Raw genomic sequence first — 24,526 nt, forward strand, 5'->3', positions numbered from 1 at the left:
TCGGACGGCGAGCACCGCGAGAGGCGGCGACCTGCGCGAGGTGCGCTCCGCCGTCGGGCACGCGAGAGAGGACCGACCACGGCGCCCTAGAGTGTCGACGTGCCGACTCCTCTCCTGACCGCGAGCGTTGCCGTCTGGTGCGCCGCTCCCGGGGCAGCCGGAGTCCGGGCGTCGGCGTGGCTCTCCCCCGACGAGGCCCGGAGGGCAGCCGCCTTCCGGCGCGCGGACGACCGTGAGCGGTTCGTCACGGGCCGCGCCCTGGTCCGGGCAGCCCTGGGCGAACGGCTGAACGTCGCACCGACCGACGTCGCGGTCCTGCTCGGCCCGCGGGACGGCGCAGCCCCCGGCAGGCCGTTCGTCGAGGGGGCGCCGTCGTTCTCGATCGCCCACGCGGGCGGCCGGGTGCTGGTGGCGGTCGTGGGGGCGGTGACTGGCTCCCGAGGCGTCGCGGGCGACGCCACGAGCGACGGCGACCTGGACCTCGCAGCGGGTGTGGACGTCGGTGTGGACGTCGAGTCCACGGCCCCGGCACGGGACCACCTCACCGACCTCCTCGATGCCGTGCACCCGGGCGAGCGTCCGGCCGGGGGCTGGGACGCCGAGTCGTTCACCCGGTCGTGGGCGCGACGCGAGGCCGTGCTCAAGGCGGTCGGCACGGGGCTCCTCGCCCCGCGCGACGACCTGCTCCTGTCCCCGGCGGACCATGCTGCCGCCGTCGTGCGCAGCGGGGGCGCGGTCCCGGCTCCTGATCGGCTCGCGCTCCGCGACCTGGAGCTCCCGTCGGAGCAGTCGGGGGCTCGGCCGTCACCGTCGGCGAGCGAGACCCACCTCGCCGCGGTCGCACTCTGCTCCCCCGGGGCACCCGTCGCGTTCTCGACCGTCGAGCTCGCCGACGGCCCGACCCTGCTGTCCCGGCACGGGCTCGGGAACCCCTGACGTCAGCGCACCTCCCGGCTCTCGCGCAGCAGCAGCCACAGCAGGAACGGCGCACCGACCGCCGACGTGACGACCCCGACCGGCAGGTCCACGGGCAGCGAGCGCGCACCCAGGTCCGCGGCCAGGACCACGCACGCCCCCACGAGCCCCGCGCCGAGCGGCGGCGGCCCCTGGGCCGCGAGGGCCCGCCACGCGATCTGCGGCGCGACGAACGCGACGAACGGGACGGGCCCTGCGGCCGCGGTCGCCGCGGCCGCGAGGACCACGGCGAGCCCGATCTGCAGCAGCTGCGCCGACGACCGACGCACTCCGAGTCCCACGATCACGCGCGCGTCGAACCGTAGGATCGCGAGCCACCGGGACGACAGGGCGCTGACCACGACCGTCACCACCACCACGGCCGCGACGGGGCCGACGATCGCGAAGCTCGCCCGGTTGAGGCTGCCCGTCATCCAGATGAGGGCCGCGTTGAGGTCGGGCAGCTCAGCACGGACCAGCAGCCACGACGTGATCGCGGACGCGCCGGCGTTGACGCCCAGGCCGACGAGCACGAGGCGGTATCCCTCGATCCCGCCCCGCCACGCGAGCACGCACACGAGCGCGGTCGCGAGGAGCCCTCCCGTGACCGCGACGATCGGCAGACCGGCCGAGACCAGGAACCCGCCGACGACCCCGGCCCCCGTGCCCGCCACGACGATCGCCGCGACCGCGGCGGCCGTCGCGCCGGCCGTGACCCCCAGGATGTCGGGGCTGGCGAGCGGGTTGCGGGCGACCGACTGCGTGATGGCCCCAGCGGCCCCCAGCGCGAAGCCCACCACGAGCGCGGTCACGGCCCGTGGCGCCCGCAGGCCCAGCACGACGAACCTGTCGGCGGGGTCGCCCGTCCCCAGCAGGGTCCGGACCACGTCGGTCGCGGGCAGCACGTACTCGCCCACCATGATCGAGGCGACGAGCAGCGCGAGCACCAGGGCGACGAGGCCCGCCGCGACCAGGGCCTGGCGCCGGGTGCCCGGGTGGCGACGGAGCGGCGCGAAGGCTCGGCCGAGCCTCCTGGTCGGTGAGAAGCGTCCGGTGAACCGTGAGCGCCCGGAACGCCCGGAGCCCCCTGAGCCCCTACCGCGCCCCGGGAACCGGGAACCCACCGCGAACCCTGAGCGCCCCGCTGAGTCGTCAGAGCTGGGCCGGTGGGTACCCCGGTGCAATTCTGACAGCTCAGCGGTCGGTGGACGCTTCGTGATCATGAGCGATCTCCCAGGTAGCCGCGAGCGAGGACGACGAACAGCGGCGCCCCGACCAGCGCGATGACGATGCCGACCTGGATCTCCGAGGTGGCAGGGGCCAGGCGACCGACGACGTCGGCCCCCAGGACCAGGACCGCCCCGCACAGTCCCGCGACCGGGATGCGCCACGCCGGGCCGCCGAGGCCGAGCCGCGTCGCGGCGTGCGTCGCGGCGAGGCCCACGAACGCGATCGACCCGCACGCCGCGGTGGCCGCACCGGCGAGCAGCGTGACCGCGAGCAGCCCGATCAGCCGGTCGCGCACGACGTGCCTCCCGAGCGAGACCCCGAGCTCGTCACCGAGCTCGAGCGCCCCGAGCGTCGGCGCGTTGACGACCGCGAGGAGCAGCCCGAGCAGCAGGAACGGGGCGACGGTCCAGATGACCTCGGGTCCCCGGCCCACGAGCGAACCGATGCTCCAGAAGCGGAAGACGTCCATGGTCGTGCGGTCGAGCAGCAGCACCCCGGACGTGATCGACGCGAGCAGCGCCGTGACGATCGAACCCGTGAGGACGAGCGTGACACCCGGCGCGAGCACGCGGATGCGTTGCGAGAGGACCACCACGATGCCCCCGGCGCACAGCGCCCCCACGAGCGCGAAGCCCACGGCCCCCGACGGGCTCGTGACCCCCAGGACGTGTATCGCGAGCACCACGGCGCACGCGGCCCCCGACGTCACGCCCAGCAGCCCGGGGTCGGCCAGCGGGTTGCGGGTGTGCGCCTGCGTGAGCGCGCCCGCCACGCCGAGCGCGATCCCCACGAGCAGCCCCAGGACCGTGCGCGGCACGCGCATGTCCCACACGATCGCGGACGCCTCGGTCGTCCCGGGCTCGCGCAGCACCGCGAGCACGTCGGGCCACGGCACGGGCTGCGAGCCGAGGGCCACGCTCGCGAGGATCGCGGCCAGCAGCGCGAGCACGAGCGGGGCCCCCACGAGCAGGACACGTGACGAGGGCCGCGAGCCCCGGAGGGCACCCGGGGGCCCAGCGGGCACAGCAGGTGCGGCAGCGGCACCTCTGCCCGCCTCCCCACCGCCCGTCGGTGCCGTGCCGCCCCTCACGAGTCCGCTCCCGTGCTCGCGCCGGCCTCGCGCAACCACACCCACCGGTCCTCGGCGCTCGGACGCGCGACGTCCGCGGCACAGGTACCCGCGGCGACCGCGGTCAGCGCGACGCGCAGGGCCTCGATCACCTCGTCGGGCCGTTCCCCGACGAAGAAGTGACCACCCTCGACGACCCGCTGTCGGACTCCTGCCCGCGCGCGTGCGGCCCAGGGCGCGACGGACGCGGGCGGCGACGCGACGTCGTCGGACCCGGCGAGCAGGAGGAGCGGCACCGTGACGTCGGCCGGCTCCCCGGGCGTGGCCGCGAGCGAGTCGTGGACCGCGAGGTCCGCGCGCAGGACGCGCGCGTGCAGCGCGAAGAACTCGTCGTCGGCGAGGAGCTCGGGCGGGGTCCCGCCCAGCGCGGTGGTCCACGCGCGCAGTGCGGCGTCGTCGCGCGCGGCCGGCCCGGGCCCGACGACGTCGCTCCCCTCCCCCGCATCGCCTGCGCTCCCGGGACGGTCGGCACGCGCCGCGCGACCCGAGACCACGAGCAGGTCCGGGGCCGCGTCCGGGCCGAGGCCCGCGGCGATCCGGGCCGCGACCGATGCGCCGAGGCTGTGGCCGAGCAGGACCGTGGGCACACCGTCGGCCAGGAGCCCGCGCACCGGGCCGGACACGTCCGCGAGCAGGTCGGTCATGGTGCCGGCGAGCGGCTCGCCGAAGCGGGTCTCGCGGCCCGGGTACTGCACGGCCACGACCTCGGGCGAGGTCGCGAAGGGACCGGTCGGGGGTGGGACGGCAGCACCGGCACCGGCCGTAGAGCCTGGTGCGTCGGGCGCCCCCGAAGCGCCAAGGGAATCAGGGGCATCAGGGGCACCAGGGGCACCCACGAGCCGCCGGTAGTAGCTCGCCGCGCCGCCCGCGTGCGGGCACACCACGACGCGCCACGTCGCCCCGGCCGGTGAGGCCAGGACACGCAGCGCGGGGTGGCGCGGCCGAGGACCGTCAGTCACCCGACGGTCCCGACGCGGGGGCGGACGACCCGGCGTCCGCGGTGCTCCCGGTGGGCACGGCGGCGTCCTCCACAGCGCGGTCCTCCGGCGCCTCGGTGTCGTCGTCGTGGTGGTCGTGGTCCGCGACGCCCTTGCGCCAGTACCCGTCGACGTCGAAGTTGTCGCGCCCCAGCCCCACCTCGTTCTTGAGATAGCGGCGCAGCGGCTTGATCGACAGCGACTCGCCCGCGACCCACACGAACCCGTTGCCCGCGGGCAGGTCGGTCCCGCGCACCGCGTCCGCGAGCAGCGCCGTGGTCCCCGGCGCGCGGTCCTCCCGGAAGAGCCAGGTCACGTCGACGCTCGCGGCCGACGCGAGCGGTAGCACGTCGCCCTCGTCCTGGACCTCGACGAAGACCGTCACGGGCACGTCCGCGCGCAGCCGTTCGAGCCAGCGGGCCGCTGCGGGCAGGGCCGTCTCGTCGACGGCGAAGACGTACCAGTCGAACACGTCGTTGACGAGGAACGAGCCGCGCGGCCCGAGCACCCCGACCAGGTCCCCGACCTGCGCCCGGCCCGCCCACCGGCCCGCGATGCCGTGCTCGTGGAGCACGAGGTCGATGTCGAGCGTGCGGGCCTCGCGGTCGAAGAACCGCACCGTGTAGTCGCGGCTCGTGAGGTGGCGGCCTCCGACCCAGCGGTCGTCGACCACCTCGGGCATCTCCGGGGTGCCGCCGGGCTCGGTCGGCAGGAAGAGCTTGACGTGGTCCTCGGGGGCGACGGTCACGAAGTCCGCGAGGTCCTCCCCCGTGAGACGGACCCGGACCATGCGCGCGGCGATCCGCTCGACGGCCGCGACCGTGAGCAGGCGCGGGCGCAGCGGGTGCGTCAGCAGCGTGACCTGCTCGACGACGTCGGGCTCGGCGGGCTGGTCGTCCGTGACGGCGAGGTTGCTCGTGGTGCTGGTCATGCGTTCTCTCCTCGGGTGGTGCCGACGCTCGCGTCGACGGGCTGGGGGGAAGGATCGTGGTCAGCCGGCTCGGGCTCGGTGACCGCGCGGCGCAGGCCCGGGACCGTCAGAGCGACGAGGCCCGTCGCGACCGCCGCGAGCGCCCCGCCGAGCGCCACGGCGCCGCCTGCCCCGAGGGCTCGGGCGATCAGGGTCAGGAGCGGCCCGCCGAGCGCGTCGCCCGCGGTGCCCTGCGCGGTCCACAGCGCGCTCACGCGGCCCCGCAGGTGGTCGGGCGTGCGCTCGTAGAGCAGCGTGAACCGCAGGATCTCGCCCAGGACGTCACCTGCGCCGACCAGGGTCATGGCCACGACGGCGAGGACGACCGACTGGGACAGGCCCAGCATCGCGACCCCCGCGCCCGAGGCCGCGAACACGATCAGGAGCAGGCGGCCCGTGCGGCGGACGCGGCCCGTCCACCCGCTCGTGAGGGTCGCGACGAGCGCGCCGACGGCCGGGGCGCTGAACAGCAGCCCGACGACCTCGGGGCCCGCGTGGAGCTGCTTGTCGACGAGCTCGGGGATCAGGACGTGGGGCGAGGCGAACAGGATCTGGACGAAGCCCAGCAGGATGATGCCGCCGACCACGCGGTCGGTCGCGACGAAGCGCAGGCCCTCGACCATGTCGTCCCACGGGTGGGGCCGGCGCGCGGGACCGAGCCCCACCTCGGCCCCGCGTGGCGGCTCGGCCGCGGCCCCGCCCGCCCCGGGCCTCTCCCCGGGCGAGGCGGCGTGCTCGGCGGACGCGGCGCCGTCGGGCACGGGATCCTCGATCCCGGCATCCCCGGCCCCGCCCTCCCCGCCCGGCGGCAGCGCGGGCAGGCGGACCAGGAAGCCCAGGCTCACGACGCTCGCCACGACGACGGCGCCGAAGACCAGGCTGGACCCGCCGTGCGCGATCGCGACGCCCGCCACGAGCGGGGCGACCACGGCGCCCAGGTCGAGCGAGATCGCCTGGAGCGCCGCGACCGCGGGGAGCTGGGTGCGCGGCACGAGCGAGGGCACGGCCGCCGCGAGCGCGACCACGCTGAACCCGCCCGCGAGGCCGTCCCACGCCGCGATCGCGTAGATCGCGGGCACCGAGGGCGACTCGGCGAGCGAGTTCACGAGGAGCGCGACGAACCCCAGGACCGCGGCCGAGCGCGACCACAGGATCACGCGGCGCCGGTCCGTGCGGTCGGCCACGACCCCCGCGACGAGGGTGCCCGCGAACGCGGTCACTCCCAGCGTCGTGTTGACGCCCGCGACGTGCAGCGACGAGCCCGTCAGGTCGTAGACCTGGACGGGCAGTGCCACGACGAGCATCCCGAGCCCGAGCAGCGACACGACCCGCCCCGCGAAGAGGAGTCGGAAGCTGCGGCTCGCGCGCAGCGGCGTCAGGTCCAGCGCGAGCCCCGAGAGCAGCCCCGGGGCGCTCACGTCGCCGTCGTCGTGATGGGCGAGGCCGGGAGACCCGCGGACGGGGCGCCGTCGAGCACGCGGCGCAGGCTCGCCGGTCGCAGGTCCGTCCAGTGCGCGTCGACGTACGCGAGCGCGACCGCGCGCGGCGAGGCGTCCAGGACCACGTCCCACCCGGGCGGGACGGCCGCGAACTCGGGCCACAGGGAGTGCTGCTGCTCGTCGTTGACGAGCACTAGGAAGGTGCCCTCGGAGTCGTCGAAGGGGTTCATGGGTCAGTGCCTCTCGTCGGTGCTGGGTCGGGTGGCCGCGAGGGCCTGATGAAGGTGCCGCGCGAGGACCGGGCCGAGCTGCCCGATCGCCGCCGGGGAGACCATGTCGTGATGCCCTGCGAGGACCGCGTGCTGGGTCACGGTGCCCGTCACGTGCGGGGCCCAGGCGTCGCGCTGGGCCGTGAGGTCGTGGCGGTCCGTGTCCTGGGCCGTGAAGAGCAGCAGGTCGCCGCGGAAGGGCGTGTAGCGCGCCTGGCCCATGAGGTCGCACGAGTACAGGTAGGTGTCGACGACCGCGGCGAGCCCGTCCTCGTCCAGGTCGCCCCAGGCGCCGGGCGCGTCGGCCAGGACGTCGAGGACGTCGTCGCGCGTGGGCTCGGCGAGGAGGTCGGGGTCGACGCCGCCCGCGGCGAGGAGCGACCGGAGGGCATCGACCTCCTCGGCGTGCGCGTCCGCCGACGGCGACGGGTCCTCCGGCCCGACGGCGGAGCGCGCCCCGGGCGCGACGGCCTCGGCATCGAGCATCGTCAGGCTCGCGACGACGTCGCCCGCCTCCTGCAGGCGGGTCGCGACCAGGTGCGCCAGGTGAGCTCCGAACGAGTAGCCGAGCAGGTGGTACGGCCCGCGCGGCGCCACCTCGCGCACCGACCGGACCGTCTGCTCGGCGAGGTCGACGAGCGAGGAGGGGGCGCCGTCGGGCCCCGCGAGGCGCGGCGACTGGAGCGCGTGCACCGCGGTCCCGGCCGGGACGTGCGGGACGAGCGACGCGAACGACCATCCCAGGCCCCCCGCGGGAGCGAGGCACACCAGCGGTGGGGTGTCGCTCCCGGGCGTCGGCGCACGCAGCGTGAGCGTGCCGGCGAACGGGTCGGTCTCGGGGGCGTCCCAGTGCGCGACGATCGCCTCGACCGTCGGGGCCGTGACGAGGGCGCCGACGCTCAGCGGGCGCCCGAGGCGCGTGCGGACCATCGAGACCGCGCGCATCGCGAGGAGCGAGTGGCCGCCCGCGGCGTAGAAGTCCTCGTCGGCCGCGAAGCTCGCCACGCCCAGGACCTCGGCGAAGATCGCGCACAGCTCGCGCTCGAGATCGGTCCGTGGCTCACGTCCGCCCGCGCGCGCGAGGTCGGGGGCGGGCAGGCGCCGGACGTCGAGCTTGGCGTGCGGCGTCAGGGGCAGCTCGTCGAGCGCGACGAGCGCCGAGGGCACCAGGTGGTCGGGGACCGTGCGGCGCATGGTCCGCAGGACGTCGGCGAGCAGGTCGGCGTCACCCTCGGCGCGGGGTGCGTCACCCTCCGAGCCCCGTCCGGCCAGCACCACGTACCCCACGAGGACGTGCCCTCCCCCGGCGCCCGGGCGCGCGACCACCGCGCACTGCGCGACCCTCGGGTCGCGCGCGAGGACAGCCTGCGACTCCCCCGGCTCGACGCGGTAGCCGCGGATCTTGACCTGGCCGTCGCTGCGGCCCAGGAAGTCGAGCTGCCCGTCGGGCCGGCGCCGCACCACGTCGCCCGTGCGGTACATGCGCGCGCCCGGCGCCCCGAACGGGTCGGCGACGAACCGCTCGGCGCTCAGCCCGGGCGCCCCGTGGTAGCCGCGGGCCAGCCCGATCCCGCTCACGTACAGCTCGCCCGGCGTCCCGTCGGGCACGGGCGCGAGCCCCGAGTCGAGGACGTACACCGAGGTGTTGGCGATGGGGCGGCCCACCGTGGGGCGCCTGCTCTCGTCGGTGCCCCCGCCGAGCGTGTTGATCGTGTACTCGGTGGGACCGTACAGGTTGTAGCCGCGGGTCCCGGGGGTCCGGGCGATCGCGTCCCACACCTCGGCACCCACGGCCTCGCCGCCCAGCAGCACGAGCCCCGGGCGGTGTCGCCCCTCGTCGAGCAGCCCTTCCGCGAGGAGCGCCGAGCACACCGAGGGCGTCACGTTGACGACGTCGATCCGCTCGGCCGCGCAGTACGTCGCCATGGCGTGCGGGTCGCGGCGCACGGCCTCGTCGAGCAGGTGCACCTCGTGGCCGTCGACGAGCCACAGCAGCTCCTCCCACGACATGTCGAACGCGAACGAGACCGTGTGCGCGACGCGCACGGGCTGGTCGCGGAGGCCGACCGGCCGCGACGCGACGAGCGGGTCGAAGATCTCCGTGCGGTGGTTGCGCAGCATGTTGACGAGCCCGCGGTGCTCGATCGCGACCCCCTTGGGCGCGCCCGTCGAGCCCGACGTGTACATGACGTACGCGAGGTTCTCGTGGCGGTAGGTGGGGCAGGGGTGGTCGCCCGCGAACGGTGGCTCAGCGCCCACCGGCACCACCTCCCGGCCCGCGAGCACCGGCCCCACGAGCCCCCGGAACGACTCGTCGAGCACCACGACACCGGCCCCGGACGCCTCGACGACCGCGCACAGCCGTCCGGCCGGGTGCGCGGCGTCGAGCGGCACGTACGCCGCCCCGGCCCGCAGGGTCGCGAACAGCGCGGCGACGAAGTCGATCCCGCGCGGCACCGCGAGCGCCACGACGTCCTCGGGCCCGGCCCCCGCCGCGGACAGGGCGCGCGCGAGCGCGTCGATGCGCGAGCCCAGCCCCGCGAACGTCACCGCGTCGGTGCCGTGGACCAGCGCGGTCCGCTGCGGGTGGGCCTCGACGGCCCGGTCCAGCAGGTCGAGCAACGAGTCCTCGCCCACGTCCTGCGCTGCGCGGACCCCGCGGGCGACGAGGAGGGGAGCGACGTCGTCGGGCACCGCGGCGACCCGGGCGACCGTCGCGCCCGGATCCCCCACCGCGCGGCGCAGGACCGCCTCGACCTGGTCGAGCAGGGCGCCTGCCCGGGCAGCGTCGACGACGTCGGCGCGGTGCGACAGGATCAGCCGGTACGGCTGGCCGGGGTGGACCACGAACGTCAGCGGGTAGTGCGTGGCGTCGCCGCCCTCGACGTCCTCGAGGCCCACGGACGCGCTGAGGCGGTCGAGCTCGGCGTCGTCCTCGGGCGTGTTGCGCATGACGTAGAGCGTGTCGAACAGCGTCCCGACGCCCGCGCGGCGCTGGAGCTCGCCCAGGCTCACGTGGTGGTGGTCCATGAGCTCGGCCTGCTCCGACTGGAAGCGCCGCAGCAGGTCGCGGAACGGCTCGCCCGGCCGCGTCGCCACGCGCACGGGCACGGTGTTGAGGAACAGCCCGACCATCTCCTCGACCCCCGCGAGCGCGGGCGGGCGACCCGAGACGGTGCTGCCGAACACCACGTCGTCGCTCCCCGTGACCGAGCGCAGCGCGAGCGCCCACGCGGCCGAGTAGACCGTGCTGACCGAGACCGCGCACGTGCGCGCCAGGGCCAGGACCGCGAGCGAGAGGGTCGGGTCGAGGTCCCGCTCGACGACGTCGGGCATCGAGGCCCGACGGCGTGGGTCGGGCGGCGCGACGAGCGTCCCCTCCGCGAGGCCCGACAACGAGACGTCCCACGCGCTCGCCGCCGCGTCCGCGTCCTGCGCGGCGACCCACGCGAGGTACTCGCGGAACTGCGGGGCCGGCGCGAGGCCCAGGTCCTCGCCGCCCGCGGCGTAGTGCCGCAGGAGCTCGGTCACGAGCAGCGCGTCGGACCAACCGTCGAGCAGGATGTGGTGGTTCGTCACGACGAGCGCGGCCCCCTGCTCGCCCAGCCGCACGAGCACGAAGCGGATGAGCGGCGGGCGGTCCATGGTGAAGCGGCGCTGACGCTCGTCGTACTGGAGCTGGTCGAGCGCGGTGGTGCGCTCGTCGGGCGCCAGGCGGTCCAGGTCCTGGACGCGCCACGGGAGCGTGACCGCGGTCGGCACGAACTGCACCGGGCGGGCGAAGCGCTCGTGCGCGAACCCCGCTCGCAGGACCGCGTGCCGCCGCAGGAGCGACTCGCACGCCCGCTGCATGGCCTGCTCGTCGACGCCGCCCGGGAACCGGTACGTCGACTGCATGGTGTAGACGTCCAGGCCCGTGTCCTCCGAGACCGCGTGGAAGAGCAAGCCCTCCTGGAGCGGGGCGAGGGGCAGGACCTCGGCGATCGTGGGGGCGGGGGCCGTGGGGGCCGGGCCGGTGCGCTCGTCGGTCGTGGTCATGTCAGGTTCCTCATCAGGTCGTCGAGGTCGCCGAGCTCGCTCGCGGACATCGCGAGGAGCGGGGAGACGAGCGGGGAGCTGTCAGAAGGTGACCGGGGTATGGCCCGGGGTGCTTCTGACAACTGGTCCAGGGGGCGGGCGCGCAGCGCGAGCGACGCCGGGGTCGGCGCCGCGAAGACCGACCGCGGGTCGACCGTCCAGCCCCGCGCACGCAGCGTCGTCGTGACCTTCATGGCCACGATCGAGTCGCCGCCCAGGGCGAAGAAGTTGTCGTCGTCAGCCACGTCGTGCACGCCCAGGGCCTGGGCGAAGACCTCGCGGACGACGAGGACGGGCGGGGACGCGGGCAGTCTCGCGGGCGGGGCACCGTCCGGTTCCCCGGGCGCCCCCTCCGGTGAGGTCCCCGCCCCGGACGGCACCGCAGCGAGGCCCTCGCGCAGAGCGGGATACCGCTCCGCGAGTCCCGCGAGGACGTCCTCGACGGGAGTCCCCGGTGCATCGGCCAGCAGGCCGATCACCTCGACGACGGCGGCGAGCGCCGCGGCCGCCCGGTCGGCGGGTACCGAGGTCAGGTGGTCGAGCTGCACGCTCAGCCCCTCGGACGCGTCGACCGTGAGCGCGAGCGGGTACTGCGTGCGGTCGTCGCCCTGGACGTCGGTGATCCGCAGGCCGACCGCGGCGCCCGGCTGGGCGTCGGCGTCGCGCGGGTAGTTCTCGACCACGAGCAGGGTGTCGAACAGGTCGCCGACCCCGAGCGCCCGCTGCACGTCCGCGAGCGCGACATGGTCGACGTCGCGCAGGCGCGCCTGCCGCTCGTGGACCGCGCGGACCAGGTCGGCGACGGTCCAGGCGCGTGCGCCGTCGTCGGGTCCGTCATCTGACGAGCCCCCGCCCGGGGTGGCGCCCGGTCCTCCGACCGGGACCCGCACGGGCACGGTGTTGACGAACATCCCGGGCACGCCGTGCGCGCCCTCGATCTCGGCGGGCCGGCCCGCGACGGTCGTCCCGGTCAGCACGTCGCGCTCCCCGGTGAGGGCCGCGAGCACGAGCCCCCAGGCCGTGGTCACGGCGTCGGCCGGCGTGACCTGCGCGGCACGCGCCGACCGGGCGAGCCGGTCGCCCAGGCCGTCGGGGGCCGCGTGCAGCACGGTCGGCCGCTCGCCCGTGTCCTCGGGCTCGGCCACGCGCACGGGGCGCGCTCCGGCCAGGGCGTCGCGCCACACGTCGACCGCGCCGACGTCGCGCCGCGCGAGGCGTCGCGAGAGCTGCCAGGCCGCGCCGGGGGTCGGCGGCACCAGGCCGTCGAGGCCCGACGGCGCCGCTCCCGCGGGTGCGCCGACGCGCCGCGCGTACGCGCCGAGCAGGAGGTCGACCAGGAACGGCACCGACCAGCCGTCGAGCAGCACGTGGTGGTTCGTCACGACGAGCCGGTGGCCGGCCCCCTCGTGGGTTCCGAGGTGGACGACGACGAGCCTCAGCAACGGTGGTCGTGCCAGGTCGAAGGGGCGGTCGAGCTCATCGGCCATGATCTCGTCGAGCGCGCGGCGAATGGTGTCAGGGTGCGCGGCGCCGGGTGGCGTGGCGTCGGCGTGCGAGGAATCTGGGTGTGCGGCGTCGTGGTGCGCGGCGCCGGGCAGCGCGATCTCGGCGTACGCCGCCGCCAGTCCACGGCCGACCCCGTCCCGCGAGTTGCGGCCAACGGGGGTCAGAATCCCGCTCGGACCCCCGTTAGCCGCATCTCGGGCGGCAGGCGCGAGCGATGCGACGCCGTCGGGGTCCGTCACCTCGACCTCACGGCCCGAGTCGCCACGCACGAGGCGAACGACGCTGTCGGGCAGCGTGATCTCGCGCAGCGGGACCTCGGTGACGTCCGTGACGACGAGGCCCAGGTCCTCGGGGCCGCTGGCCGCTACCGCGAGGCGGAGCTGCGGGTGGGCCGCGAGGACGTCGGCTGCGGCGGCGCGCAGCGCGGCGACGTCGAGGGGCCCGTCGAGGCCCACGTCGACCGCGCTCGTGTACCGGTCGACGGGTGCCTCGAGCGCGTGCAGGATCATGCCGCGCTGCACGGGCGTGAGCGGCCAGGGGGTGCCCGTGGGGAGCGCCGGAGCCGCTGCCACCTCGGTCGAGGCCTCTCGGACGAGGGTGCGCAGGTGCCTGCCCCACGCCTCGACGAGCCGGTCGCCGACCCCGCCAGCCGAGGGCGACGCCCCCGCGACCCGAAGGTGACCGCCCCGTCCGTCGAGGGCGACCGACGCGTCTGCCGAGGGTGACGGCTCGCCGTCGACCGCCGGGGCCAGCAGCCAGCGCGCCACGAGCTCGGGGCCGTCCCGGCCGTCGACCACGTACGCGTTGAGCTCGACCGGGTGCGACGACGGCAGGTCGGCGTGCAGGTCGAGCGCGGACTCGACGTGCGCGGCGTCGGCCGCGCTCCCCCAGTCCTCGGCGCTCTCGGTCTCGCGTCCCAGGTAGTTGACGAGGACCTGCGGCGGGCAGGCCGCCGCGGCCTCGCGCAGAGCCGCGGACGCCACCGGGGCGACGTGCCGGAGCAGCCCGTACGCGCGCCCGTCGCCCGGGACCGCCGCGGCCTGACGCGCCGTGGCCCGCAGGTGGGCCGACGCCGCGGCCCCCGGTGACGCAGCCAGCCGGACGGGCCAGGTCGTGGTGAACCAGCCGACGGTCCGCGACAGGTCGGGCCCCTCGCCGTCGAGACGTCGCCCGTGCCCCTCGGTCTCGACCACGAGCTCGGCGTCGGTCGTCCCACCGGTGCGCGGCCCGCCCCGGCGTGTCCCGCCCGCCGAGGCGCCCCCACCCGCCGAGGCGCCCCCACCCGCGGAGACGACCTCGCCCGCCGCGAGCGACAGCGCCGCGAGCAGGACGTGGTCGGTGCGGTGCTCGGGTGCGAGCCCCAGCAGGAGCCGGGTGTCGTCCGCCCCGAGGCGCACGACGACCTCGCGCGCGGTGGCCACGGTGTCGAGCACCGGGTCGAGCGGTCGGGCCGTCAGCGTGACGGCCGGCCCGGCGTGCACGTCGAGCCATGCGGGCAGCTCAGGCACCCGCTGGGCCGCCTCGTCGTGCGTGGCCGCCGCGGCGGCCCGCAGGCTCGCCGACGCGGGAGGCAGGGCGCCGCCCGCCGCGAGCGTCCGCAGGTCGTCGACGAGGATGCGCCACGAGACCGCGTCGACCGCGACGTGATGGGCGACGAGCGCGAGCTCGCGCGCGTCCCGGTCCCACACCGCGCGCAGCACCCGGCCCGTCACCGGGTCGATCTCGGCCGCGGCACCGCGCAGCGCCTCGCCGAGCACGGGCTCTCCGGAGCCGCCGACGAGGCGCAGGACGTCGCCCGACGCCTCGGGCGAGGCCACGTCGAGGACGCGCGCGCCGCCGTCGTGCACCGCGAGACGCAGGGCGCCGTGCGCCGCCACGAGGCCCGCGAGCGCAGCCCGGAGCGCGGCCTCGGAGAGGTCGGCGGGGGTCCGCAGGACGCGCACCTGGACGAACCCGCGGTGGTCGCCGCTGCTCTCCAGGAGCCAGGCGAGCGCGGGCGTGAGGGGCAGGTCGCCGTGCTCGGTGAGCCCGTCCCGCGCGCGGGAGGTCGCCGGCGACGGTGCGGGCGCGGTCTCGGTCGCTGCCGCCGCGATCCCCGCGGGCGTGCGGCCCGCGAAGACCGCGCCGACCGTCACGACGAGGCCCCGCCCGCGCAGCGCCCCGACGAGCTGCATCGCGCTGATGCTGTCTCCGCCCGCGGCGAAGAAGTCGGTCGTGGGGTCGACGTCGGCCCCGAGCACGCGGGAGACCTCGGCGCGGACGCGCTCGGTGCGGTCGTCGGCGGGGTGCGCCCCCGGCCCGACGGCGTCGCGCCCCCAGGCGCTCGCGTCGCCCTCGTCGGGGGTGCGGTCGTCCGCACGCGCGCCGTGGTGGGTCGTCGCGCGGGGCGACGCGTCGACGGTCGCTCCGGCCGGGGTCGGGCGCGGCACGCGCACCGTCCCGACGAGAGCGTGCGACGTCGGGAGGCTGCCGCCGCGGACCAGGTGCTCGAGGGCGCTCGCGAGCGCGTCCGGGAGGACGGCAGCGACCGCGGGGGCCAGCGCGCCAGGGCGCTGCTCGATCTCGAGCGTGAGCCCGTCGCCGTCGGGCGCGGGGAGGACCGTGACGGTCACGGGGTAGTGCGTCGCGTCGTGGCCGCCCGTGGGGACGACGGCGACGGACTCGCCCGCCGAGGGCGACGAGCCCACCTCCCGAGGGCGACCGCCGCCGGCGACCGGGCCCTCGCCGATGGCGACCGTCCGGTCCCCGCGCGGGTAGCTCTCGACGACCACGAGGGTGTCGAACAGCGGGTGGCCCGCGATCCGTGCGATCGACGGGAGCCCCACGTGGTGAGCGTCGAGCAGGCGGGCCTGGTGCGCCTGGACGTCCTGGAGCAGCGGGTCCGCGGTCAGGTGCGCACCGGCCGGGACCCGGACGGGCGACGAGCTCACGAACATCCCGATGATGCGGTCGGCGCCCTCCAGGTCGGTCGGCCGGCCCGCGACGGTCGAGCCGACCACGGCCTCGGGGCGCCCGGTCAGCGCGGCGACGACGAGACCCCACGCGGTCTGGACGACCGTCGCGGGCGTGACCTCGGCACGGCGGGCCGCAGCGCGCAGGCCCTGCGCGTCGATCGCGACGGGCGTGACGATGCGCGCGTCCCCCTCGGCGGGCGAGTCCGTCACCCTCGGCGGGTCCTGGACCTCCGGCACTCCGAGCGCCCCGAGCCCCCCGTGCACCCCGAGCAGCGACGGTTCGTCGACCCCGTCGAGCTCGGCCCGCCACAGGCCCTCGAACCCCTCGCGCCCCGCCTCGGCGTCGCGCAGCCACACCAGGTAGTCGCGGAAGGACGGCTCGCCCGACTCCGCAAGGCTCTCCCCGCCGGCGTCCCCGCCGGCCTCATCGGCCTCACCAGCGAGCACCGCCCGCAGCTCCGCCGCGAGCAGCGGCACGGACCAGCCGTCGGTCAGCAGGTGGTGCATCGCGAGGACCAGCACGTGCTCGTCCTCGCCCGTCCGCACGATCGCGGCCGATACGAGCGGTGCGAGCGACAGGTCGCCCAGGCGCGAGCGCTCGGCGAGGTCGACGTCGTCGAGCAGCACGGCGAGCCCGGCAGGGTCGAGCCCCCGGCCGTCGTGCTCGGTGACGGGCACCTGGGCGGCATCCGGCACGAAGAAGACCGGCGCGGGCAGGTCGAGCTGGAGCACGGCGCCGCGCAGGTTCGCGTGCCGGCGCACGAGCGTCTGCACCGCGCCCGCGATCAGCGCGCCTCCGTCCTCGCCCGGCCCGGTCACCGTGAAGCGGGTCGTCGTGCGGTAGGCGTCGGCCGTGTCGCGGGCGGCCTCGGCGACCATGCCGAGCTGGGTCGGGGTCAGGGGCAGCACGTCGTCGACGCGCGTCGCCCCCGGCACGGCCGCACGCACGTGCCCGTCGAACGCGACGGCCTGCGCGGCGGTCAGCGGCACGAGCACGTCAGCAGCACCGCCCGCCCCGGCGCGCCCCGAGCCCGAGGCGACCGACGCGCCCGGGGACGCGACGCCGTCGGGCCGGACACGCCGCGCCATCTCGCGCGGCGTGCGCGCCGCGAACAGGTCCGCGGGCGTCAGGACGAGCCCTTCGCGGCGCAGCGCCGCGACGAGCTGGAGCGCGTCGATGCTGTCGCCCCCCGCAGCGAAGAAGCTCTCGTCGAGCCCCACGCCGTCCCCGCCCAGGACGCGGGCGGCGGCCGCGTGGACCTGCGCCTCGACGGGGGTCGGCTCGGCAGCGGACCGGCCGACGGACGCCGCCCCGCCTCCGCCCGCACCACCCCCGGACGTCCGTGCCCCGTCCCAGTCGGGCGCGGGCAGCGCGCGGCGGTCGAGCTTGCCGTGTCGCGTGAGCGGCAGGGCGTCGAGCACGACGAACGCGGTCGGCACGAGGTGCCGCGCGAGGCGCTCGGCCGCCGCGGCGCGCAGGGCGTCCGGGTCCAGCGGCCCGCCACCCGCCACGTACGCGACCAGCCGAGCACCCCACCGCGGATGCTCGGCGAGCACGACCGCGGTCTCGGCCACGCCGTCGAGCGCGACGAGCGCCTGCTCGACCTCGCCCGGCTCGATGCGGAACCCGTGCAGCGAGATCTGGTCGTCGTTGCGCCCCAGCAGGCTCAGGGTGCCGTCCTCGGCGCGGCGCGCGAGGTCTCCCGTGCGGTACATGCGCTCCCCCGGGACCCCGCCAGGACGGGCGACGAACCGGCTCGCGGTCAGGCCCGACCGCCCCAGGTACGCCTCGGCGAGCTGCGGTCCCGCGAGGTACAGCTCGCCCACGGTGCCGGCCGGGACCTCGCGCAGCGCGGCGTCGAGCACCACGGCCTGCGTGCGTCCCACGGGTCGCCCGACGACCGGCTCGGCCGTGTCCGCGACGTCCGCGGCGAGGGCGTCGACGGTCGCCTCGGTCGGCCCGTACAGGTTGACGACGCGTGCGCCCGTGGGCGCCGCGAGCGCGCGCATCTGCGTCCACAGCGCTGGCCCGAACGCCTCGCCGCCCGCGACGCAGATCCGCGGCAGGCGCGCCCACTCGGCGCCCGCGAGCAGCGCGCCCCAGACGGTCGGCGTGAAGTCGAGGTAGTCGATCCCGTGCTCGGTCGCGTAGTCGCGCAGCGCGACCGGGTCGAGGAACACGTCCTCGTCGAGCACGTGCAGCTCGTGCCCTGCGGCGAGCGCGAGGAACGCGTCGTAGTGCGCGTCGAACGAGAAGGCCGCGGTGTGCGCGACGCGCAGGCGCTCGCCGGGCGGGTAGAGCTCGGTGCGGTGCCGTTCGAGCAGGTGCGCGAGCGCGTCCTGCCCCACGGCCACGCCCTTGGGCTCGCCCGTCGAGCCCGAGGTGAAGATGATGCTGCCGACGCACGCGCGCAGGGTCGCGGCCTCGGGCGCGGGCGGCAGCTCAGGCCCGACGGCGGCACGCGCCCCGGCAGCGTGGGTCGCCGCCGTCGCGTCGTCGGGCCCGACGGCGGCACGCGCCCCGGGCGCGTCGGTCGCCTCGCGGGCGGGCGCGGGGGACGGCGCCGTGGCGAGGGGGCGCGGCCCGGTCTCGTCCCACAGGAGGCGTGCCCCGCTGAGCCGCAGGACGTGCGCGCGCCGCTCGGGCGCGCCGTGCGGGAGCGGCGTGACGGCCAGGCCGCGGCGCAGTGCCGCGAGGATCACGTGGACGATGCGTTCGTCGCGCGGCAGGTCGATGGCGAGCGCGTCGCCCGGGCGGGCCCCGCACGCCGTGAGGCGACGCTCGGCCCGCGTGATCGCGAGGTCGAGCTCGGCGAACGTCCAGCGCTGGTCGCCGACGACGAGAGCGCCCGCGTGCGGGTGGCGTGCGATCGAGTCGGCCAGGACCTCGGTCACGAGCGCAGGGCGGGTGGCGGGGTCCGCGCTCGGGACGCGGGACGCCTCAGGGCTCGCGGCGCTTCCCGGGACGTCGGCGACGGCGGGCGACCCGGCCGCCCTCCGCGACACCTCCGCCGCACGCCCTTTCCCTGCGACGAGGTCGAGTCTCGCGACCCGTGCCGCGGGGGTCGTGGCGACGGCCAGGAGGATGCGCTCGAACGCCGCCAGGAGGTCCGCGGCACCGGTCCGCGTGACGGCCGACGCGTGGGCGTCGAGCGCGAGGCCCCAGGTGTCGGGGCCCGCGTCGACCGCGAGCGCGAGCGGGAAGTGCGTGGCGTCGTGCGTCGCGAGCACGCGCAGGTGCAGCGGGTCGAGGCCGACGACGGTCGGGGCCACCACCCCCGCGCTCGCCGCCTGCTCGAACGACACGAGGGTCGTCGCGACGGGCGTCTCGGTGCCTGCCGCGGCCTGGATGCCGCGCAGCCCGACGTGCTGGTGGTCCCAGGACGCGTTCCATCGACGGGCGTGCTCGGCCACGACGGCGCCGAGGGAGCTCGCGGCGTGGGCGTCGACGCGCGCGACGACGGACTCGGTGAGCATCCCGACGATCTCGTCGGCGTGCTCGACCTCGGGGCTGCGCAGCGCGACCGGGACCGCGAAGGTCGCGTGGGTCGTCCCGGCGTGGGCGGCGACCGTCAGGCCCCAGGCCGCGCGGACGAGCGTGGCCGACGTGACGCCCTGCGCCCGGGCCCCGGCGCGGACCGCCTCGACCGCCGCACCGTCGAGAGGCCGGTGGATCGTGAAGGCGTCCTCGGGGACGTCGCCCGCCGACCACGTCGCGGCCTCGGGCCACCGCGAGAGGTCGACGTCGGCGAGCGCCTCGTGCCAGTGGGCACGCGCCGCGTCGGGATCCTGCTTCCCGAGCCACACGAGGTGGTCGACGAACCGGCCCCGGGCGGGTGGGATCTCGTCGCCCTCGGCGGCCAGCTCGGCCCCGTAGAGCCGCGCGACCTCGCGCACGAGCAGCGGCATGGACCAGCCGTCGAGCACCAGGTGGTGGCTCGTGACGACCAGCACGTGGTGCTCCGCGCCGAGCACCACGACCCCGAACCGCACGAGCGGGGGGTCGGCCGGGTCGAACGGGAGCGAGAGCTCGGCCGCGGCGGCGGAACGCGTCGCGTCGCGCAGGGCGCGATCACGGTCCGCCCCGGGAGCGCCCTCCTCGGCGTCGCCCCCACCGCCCTGCTCCGCGCGCGCCACGCCTCCGTCCGCCACGCCTCTGTCCGCCGCGTCCGGACCCGCTGCGTCGTACCAGACCACCTCGGCCGTGGCCTGGCTGGGGACGAACTGGATCGGGTCCAGGTCGTCGTCGACCGCGAACCCCGCGCGCAGGTTCGGGTGCGCCCCGAGCAGCGCGTCGAAGCTCCGCTCCAGGGCGGGCCCGTCGAGCGGTCCACGGAGCTCGACCAGGGTCTGGCCGACGTACGGGTCCTGCCCGTCGGCCGCGAGCCCCGCGTGCGCGGTCAGCGCGCGCTGGAGGGGCGTGAGCGGCCAGACGGCCTCGATGCTCTCGGTCGAGCTCATGGTCGTGCCTTCCGTGTGCGTCGGCGGTCGCCGAGGAGGGCGCCCAGGCGGTCGAGGTCGCCGGGCGCGAGGTCGAGGAGCGGCGCCGCCGCGTCCTGGGTGGTGCCGAGCGCCCCGGCCCCGGCCGGTCCGGAGGCCTGCGGGTCTGCGGAGCGGGTGGGCCGGGCGGGATCGGTCGCGAGCGGGCGCAGCCGCGCGGCGACCCCCGCGACGGTGCGCTGCTCGAACACGTCCTGCACGCTCGAGCGCCACCCCTTCTCGCGGAGCCGCGCCACGACGTGGATCGCGCGGATGCTGTCGCCGCCCAGGGCGAAGAAGTCGGCGTCGGGCGCGACGGGGACGCCGTCGAGCGCCGAGGCGAACGCGAGGGTCACGTCGGTCACCGTCGCCGGGAGGTCCGGTCGCCCTGAGCCGGCGAGCGGGTCCCCCTCGGCGGGCGAGCCCGTCACCGTCGGTGCAGGTCCCGCCGCGGGTTCCGGGAGGGCACCGACGTCGAGCTTCCCGTTGCTCGTGAGCGGCAGCGCGTCGAGCACCACGACCGCCGCGGGCACCAGGTGCTCGGGCAGGACGTCGGCGAGCGCCGCGCGCAGCGCGTCCCCCGTCGGTCCGGGAGCCACCACGTACGCCACGAGCCGCGCCCCCAGGGCCGACCGCCGTGCCTGGACCGTCGCCTGCACGACGCCGGGCAGCGCGAGCAGCGCGGCCTCGGTCTCGCCGGGCTCGACGCGGAACCCGCGGATCTTGACCTGGTGGTCGCGGCGCCCGACGTAGTGCAGCAGCCCCTCTGCGTCGCGGCGCGCGAGGTCTCCCGTGCGGTACATGCGCTCCCCCGGCTCTCCGAACGGCGACGCGACGAAGCGTTCGGCCGTGAGGTCGGGGCGACGCAGGTAGCCGCGCGCGAGCTGGGGTCCGGCGAGGTAGAGCTCGCCGACGACGCCGTCGGGCACGGGGCGCAGGTGCTGGTCGAGCACCAGGGCCGTGGTCGCGCTGAGCGGCCGCCCGATCACGGGCTGGTCGGCGTCGGTGCCGCTCGCGCCCACGGCGTCGACCGTGTGCTCGGTGGGCCCGTAGAGGTTGAGGACCCGCAGCCCGGGCTGCGCACGCAGCGTGGTCCACAGCGCGGGCGGGCACGCCTCGCCGCCCACGGAGACGGTCCGCAGGGAGTGGTCGCGCGCGAACAGCCCGACCTCGACCACGGCCGCCATGACGGTCGGGGTCAGGTCGATCCGGTGGATGCCGCGCGACACGACGAGGTCCACGAGGGTGTCGGGGTCGCGGTACTGCTCGACGTCGAGCAGGTGCAGCTCGTGTCCCAGCAGCAGCGCGAGCAGCGTGTCCCACGAGCCGTCGAACACCAGCGGCATGGTCTGCGCGACGCGCTGCACCCCGTCCTCGACGCGTGGCACGACGTGCTCCTGGTGGTGCGCGAGGAACTGCGCGAGCGCGCCGTGGCTGATCCCGACGGCCTTGGGCTCGCCCGTGGACCCGGACGTGTGCAGGACGTAGGCGAGCGCGTCGCGGGGCACGTCGAGCGCCTGCCGCAGCGGCGCGGCCCCGTGGGAGGCGGCGTCCCCGCGCGGCCCGACGACGTCGCGCCCCGCCCACAGGTCGTCGCGCCCCGCGCGGTGGCCCTGGCCCGCAGGGGCCCCGGCCGCAGCGGTCCCGGCAGCGACCACGATCCGCGCGTCGTGCCGGTCGGCGAGCGCGAGGCGCCGCGCGGGCGGGGTCCGGTCGTCGAGCAGGAGGGCGGCGGCCCCACAGCGGTGCAGCGCGAGCAGGGTCACGACGTAGTCGGTGCCCCGCGGCAGGTCGATCGCGACGAGGGTCTCGGGCCCGGCCCCGGCCGCGACGAGCCGCCCGGCCAGGTGCGCGACGGCCTCGTCGAGCGCACGGAAGGTCGAGGTCTCGCGCGCGACGAGCGCCACGGCCTCGCCGCGCCGGGCCACGGCCCGGTCGAACAGCTCGCCCGCGAGCAACGGCAGTGCGCCTCCGGGCAGCGCGGGCCCGGTCGAGCCCGCGACGATCTGACGCTCGGTCGCGGGTGACGCGAGCCCCAGGCCGCCCACGCGCGCACCGGGCGCGGCCCGACCCACGCTCTCGAGGAGGTGCGCCAGCTCGCCCAGGCGAGCGGCGACGTCGGGCCGCGTGAAGAGTTGTGCGGGCGCGGTGCCCGTGAGGCGCAGCTCGTCGCCGTCCGGTCCGGGGACGCGCACGACCGAGACCGCGAGGTCGTCGACCGGTCCCTCGGCCACGGTGCGCAGGCGGCCCGTCGCGGCGCCGAAGCGCAGGTCGTGGTCGAAGAGCTTGACGTTGAGCTCGGCCGCGGTCACGACCGCGCCCGCCTCGCGTGCGATCTGCTCGGCGGGGTAGCGCCCGTGCCGGCGCAGCTCGCCCACGCGTTCGCGCACCTGCGCCACGAGCGCGTCGATCCGCTGCCCGGGGGCGACGTCCACCACGACCGGGAGCACGTTGACGCGCATGGTCGGGACGATCGCGGCGACCGACCCCATGCGGTTCATCGCGGGCATGCCCACGCCCACGTGGCGCCGCCCGGAGACCAGGGCGAGGTGCGCCGCGAACGTGGCCGCGACGACGTCGGGCCACCCGGCGCCGGAGCGCGCGGCGACCTCCTCGAGCGGCCCGACGGCGCAGCCCGCCTCGTGCACGACGCGCACCACGGCGTCGCTCACGTCGGGGCTGCCCGCCATAGGTCCGTCGCTGAACCTGCCCGGCCCCGCGGCACCCAGGACGTCGAGACGGGACGACCAGTGCTCCCGGTCGCGCGCACGCTCGGGCGAGGTCGCGTAGCGCTGCTCCTCGGCCACGACGTCCGCGACCGCGCCGAACGGGCTCAGGCCCACCGCGCGCCCCGCGGCCAGGGCGCTGACGACCTCGGCGACGCGGCGCAGGACGAGCGTGATCCCGTACGCGTCGAGGATCGCGTGGTGCACCACGACCGACCACCACACCGTGCGGGCGTCGATCCGGACGATCGCCTGACGCGCCAGGCCGGGCGCGTCGAGGGCGAACGGGCGCAGCCGGTCGGCCTCGACGAGCGCCTCGGCCCGTGCGCGGGAGTCCGGCTCCCCCGACAGGTCGAGGACCCGCACCCCACCGGACGGCACGCCCGCGGGGGCGCTCGCCCGACCGGGACCGGGACCGCCGGCCGGGTGCACGACCTGCGTGACGCCGTCGGACACCTCGAACGAGGTGCGCAGCGCCTCCGTCTCCCCGACCACGATCTCCACGGCGAGCGCGAGCAGCGCGGTGTCGAGGTCGCCCGAGATCTCGACGACCTCGCCCACCGCGTACGCCGTGGTGCCGGGCCGCACGAGCTGCGCGCCGACGACGCCGAGCTGCGCGGTCGTCAGCGGCAGGCCCGCGGGCTCACGCGTCCGGGTGGACACGTCGAGGGCACGGACCACGGGCGCGCCCGAGCGCGCCGACGGGTGTCCGGGGACGAGAGCCGGCGCGGCCAGGAGGTCGGGGGCGGAGGGCGTCGTCATCAGGCCTGGAGGTCCTTGAGCACGACCTCGAGCTGGTCGAGGACGTCGAGCGCCAGGCTGTAGCGGTCCGCGAAGAAGTAGCGGATGCCGTACGTGTGCCCCGCGGTCACGGCCGGGAGCGACTGGTAGGTCGCGGCCGCGGCGAGCTCCTCGGCGCCGGGACCGGGAGCACCGTCGACCGTCTGCTCGTGGAGCACGACCGTCGCGTCGGCGACCTGGCCGAGCTGCTCGTAGGACAGGAAGGCGCCGTTCTCGGTGGTCTCCTCGGCCACGACGGCGGGCAGCGGGGCGCCGATGTCGGCGAGGATGCCTCCGAGCCACGAGATCCGGGAGTAGACCGTGACCTCCTCGAACGAGTCGAGGCCCGCGAACGTGTTGGCCGCGATGACGTCGCCGTACGTCTCCTTGATCTCGGCGACGCGCGCCTCGTACGCGGCCTTGGTCGCCTCGGCCTCCTCGCCCGCGCCCAGGGCCGTCGCGATCTCGACCGATGCGTCCTTGACCGTGGCGGAGCCCGTGGCGCGGATCAGGACGGTCGGGGCGATCTGCGAGAGCTTGTCGAAGTCGGCCTTCTTCTCGGCGCTGAGCTCCTCCTCCTTGCCGCCGCGCACGAACCCGACGATCAGGTCGGGCTTCAGCGACGCGATCTTCTCGTAGTCCCAGCCGTCCGCGCCCAGGACGATCGGCAGGTCCGCGACCTGCTCGTGCTCGGCGGGCAGGAACGAGTCGGCCCAGTCGCCGTCCGCGGTCGCGACGGGCACGATCCCGGCCTCCAGGAGCGGCCCCGTGCCACCCTCGAGCGCCACGACGCTCTGCGGGTCCGTCGGGATCGTGACGGGACCGAACGCGGTCTCGACCGTGCGCGTGCCGGCCTCGGCCGAGGAGCCCGCGGGCTCGCCGGCCTGCGACGTGCCGCCCGCGCACCCGCCCACGGCGAGGACCGCGGCGAGGGCGGGGACGAGCAGCCAGGCGGTAGCGCGGGAGGTCCGGGTGCCTCGTGCGGCGGTGAGGGATCGGGAGCTGGACATGCGGGGTTCTCCTTGAGGTGGGTTGC

At 76.7% G+C, this 24,526-nt stretch carries 11 protein-coding genes; 1 reads left to right on the plus strand and 10 read right to left on the minus strand.

What is annotated here, in order from left to right:
* The first annotated feature begins 99 nt into the window (after window positions 1–99).
* The gene (locus ACIPWA_RS07075) at window positions 100–936 is read left to right on the plus strand and encodes a 4'-phosphopantetheinyl transferase family protein (protein WP_400289100.1); all 837 of its coding nucleotides are present in this window, start codon (window positions 100–102) and stop codon (window positions 934–936) included.
* A 2-nt stretch (window positions 937–938) separates the two neighbouring features.
* Here ACIPWA_RS07075 and ACIPWA_RS07080 read toward each other — a convergent pair whose 3' ends face one another.
* From ACIPWA_RS07080 to ACIPWA_RS07125, 10 genes are all read right to left on the minus strand, one after another.
* The gene (locus ACIPWA_RS07080; RefSeq protein ID WP_400289102.1) at window positions 939–1,901 is read right to left on the minus strand and encodes a FecCD family ABC transporter permease; all 963 of its coding nucleotides are present in this window, start codon (window positions 1,899–1,901) and stop codon (window positions 939–941) included.
* A 272-nt stretch (window positions 1,902–2,173) separates the two neighbouring features.
* Window positions 2,174–3,148 carry a FecCD family ABC transporter permease gene (locus tag ACIPWA_RS07085; RefSeq protein ID WP_400289103.1) on the minus strand — a complete coding sequence of 325 codons (975 nt, stop codon included), beginning with the start codon at window positions 3,146–3,148 and terminating at the stop codon, window positions 2,174–2,176.
* Window positions 3,149–3,270: 122 nt separating this feature from the next.
* Complete coding sequence (locus ACIPWA_RS07090; protein ID WP_400289105.1) at window positions 3,271–4,272, minus strand: thioesterase II family protein; 1,002 nt, start codon at window positions 4,270–4,272, stop codon at window positions 3,271–3,273.
* Complete coding sequence (locus ACIPWA_RS07095) at window positions 4,265–5,221, minus strand: siderophore-interacting protein (protein ID WP_400289107.1); 957 nt, start codon at window positions 5,219–5,221, stop codon at window positions 4,265–4,267. Before ACIPWA_RS07095 ends, ACIPWA_RS07090 begins: the two co-directional genes overlap by 8 nt.
* Entirely contained in the window at window positions 5,218–6,678 is a 1,461-nt protein-coding gene (locus ACIPWA_RS07100; protein ID WP_400289108.1) for an MFS transporter, read from the minus strand. The genes ACIPWA_RS07095 and ACIPWA_RS07100 overlap by 4 nt, the downstream gene beginning before the upstream one ends.
* Window positions 6,675–6,929 (minus strand): MbtH family protein, encoded by a 255-nt coding sequence (locus ACIPWA_RS07105; RefSeq protein WP_400289110.1) that lies wholly within the window; start codon window positions 6,927–6,929, stop codon window positions 6,675–6,677. Before ACIPWA_RS07105 ends, ACIPWA_RS07100 begins: the two co-directional genes overlap by 4 nt.
* A gap of 3 nt (window positions 6,930–6,932) precedes the next feature.
* Window positions 6,933–11,006, minus strand: a complete 4,074-nt coding sequence (locus ACIPWA_RS07110) for a non-ribosomal peptide synthetase (protein WP_400289112.1) — start codon at window positions 11,004–11,006, stop codon at window positions 6,933–6,935.
* Window positions 11,003–19,966 (minus strand): condensation domain-containing protein, encoded by an 8,964-nt coding sequence (locus ACIPWA_RS07115; RefSeq protein ID WP_400289114.1) that lies wholly within the window; start codon window positions 19,964–19,966, stop codon window positions 11,003–11,005. The genes ACIPWA_RS07110 and ACIPWA_RS07115 overlap by 4 nt, the downstream gene beginning before the upstream one ends.
* Window positions 19,963–23,472 carry an amino acid adenylation domain-containing protein gene (locus ACIPWA_RS07120; protein ID WP_400289117.1) on the minus strand — a complete coding sequence of 1,170 codons (3,510 nt, stop codon included), beginning with the start codon at window positions 23,470–23,472 and terminating at the stop codon, window positions 19,963–19,965. The genes ACIPWA_RS07115 and ACIPWA_RS07120 overlap by 4 nt, the downstream gene beginning before the upstream one ends.
* On the minus strand, window positions 23,472–24,500 hold the full coding sequence (locus tag ACIPWA_RS07125) for an ABC transporter substrate-binding protein (protein WP_400289119.1): 1,029 nt from the start codon (window positions 24,498–24,500) through the stop codon (window positions 23,472–23,474). The genes ACIPWA_RS07120 and ACIPWA_RS07125 overlap by 1 nt, the downstream gene beginning before the upstream one ends.
* Window positions 24,501–24,526 lie beyond the last annotated feature (26 nt).

The sequence above is a fragment of the Oerskovia enterophila genome, assembly GCF_044748475.1.
Classification (GTDB): domain Bacteria; phylum Actinomycetota; class Actinomycetes; order Actinomycetales; family Cellulomonadaceae; genus Oerskovia; species Oerskovia enterophila.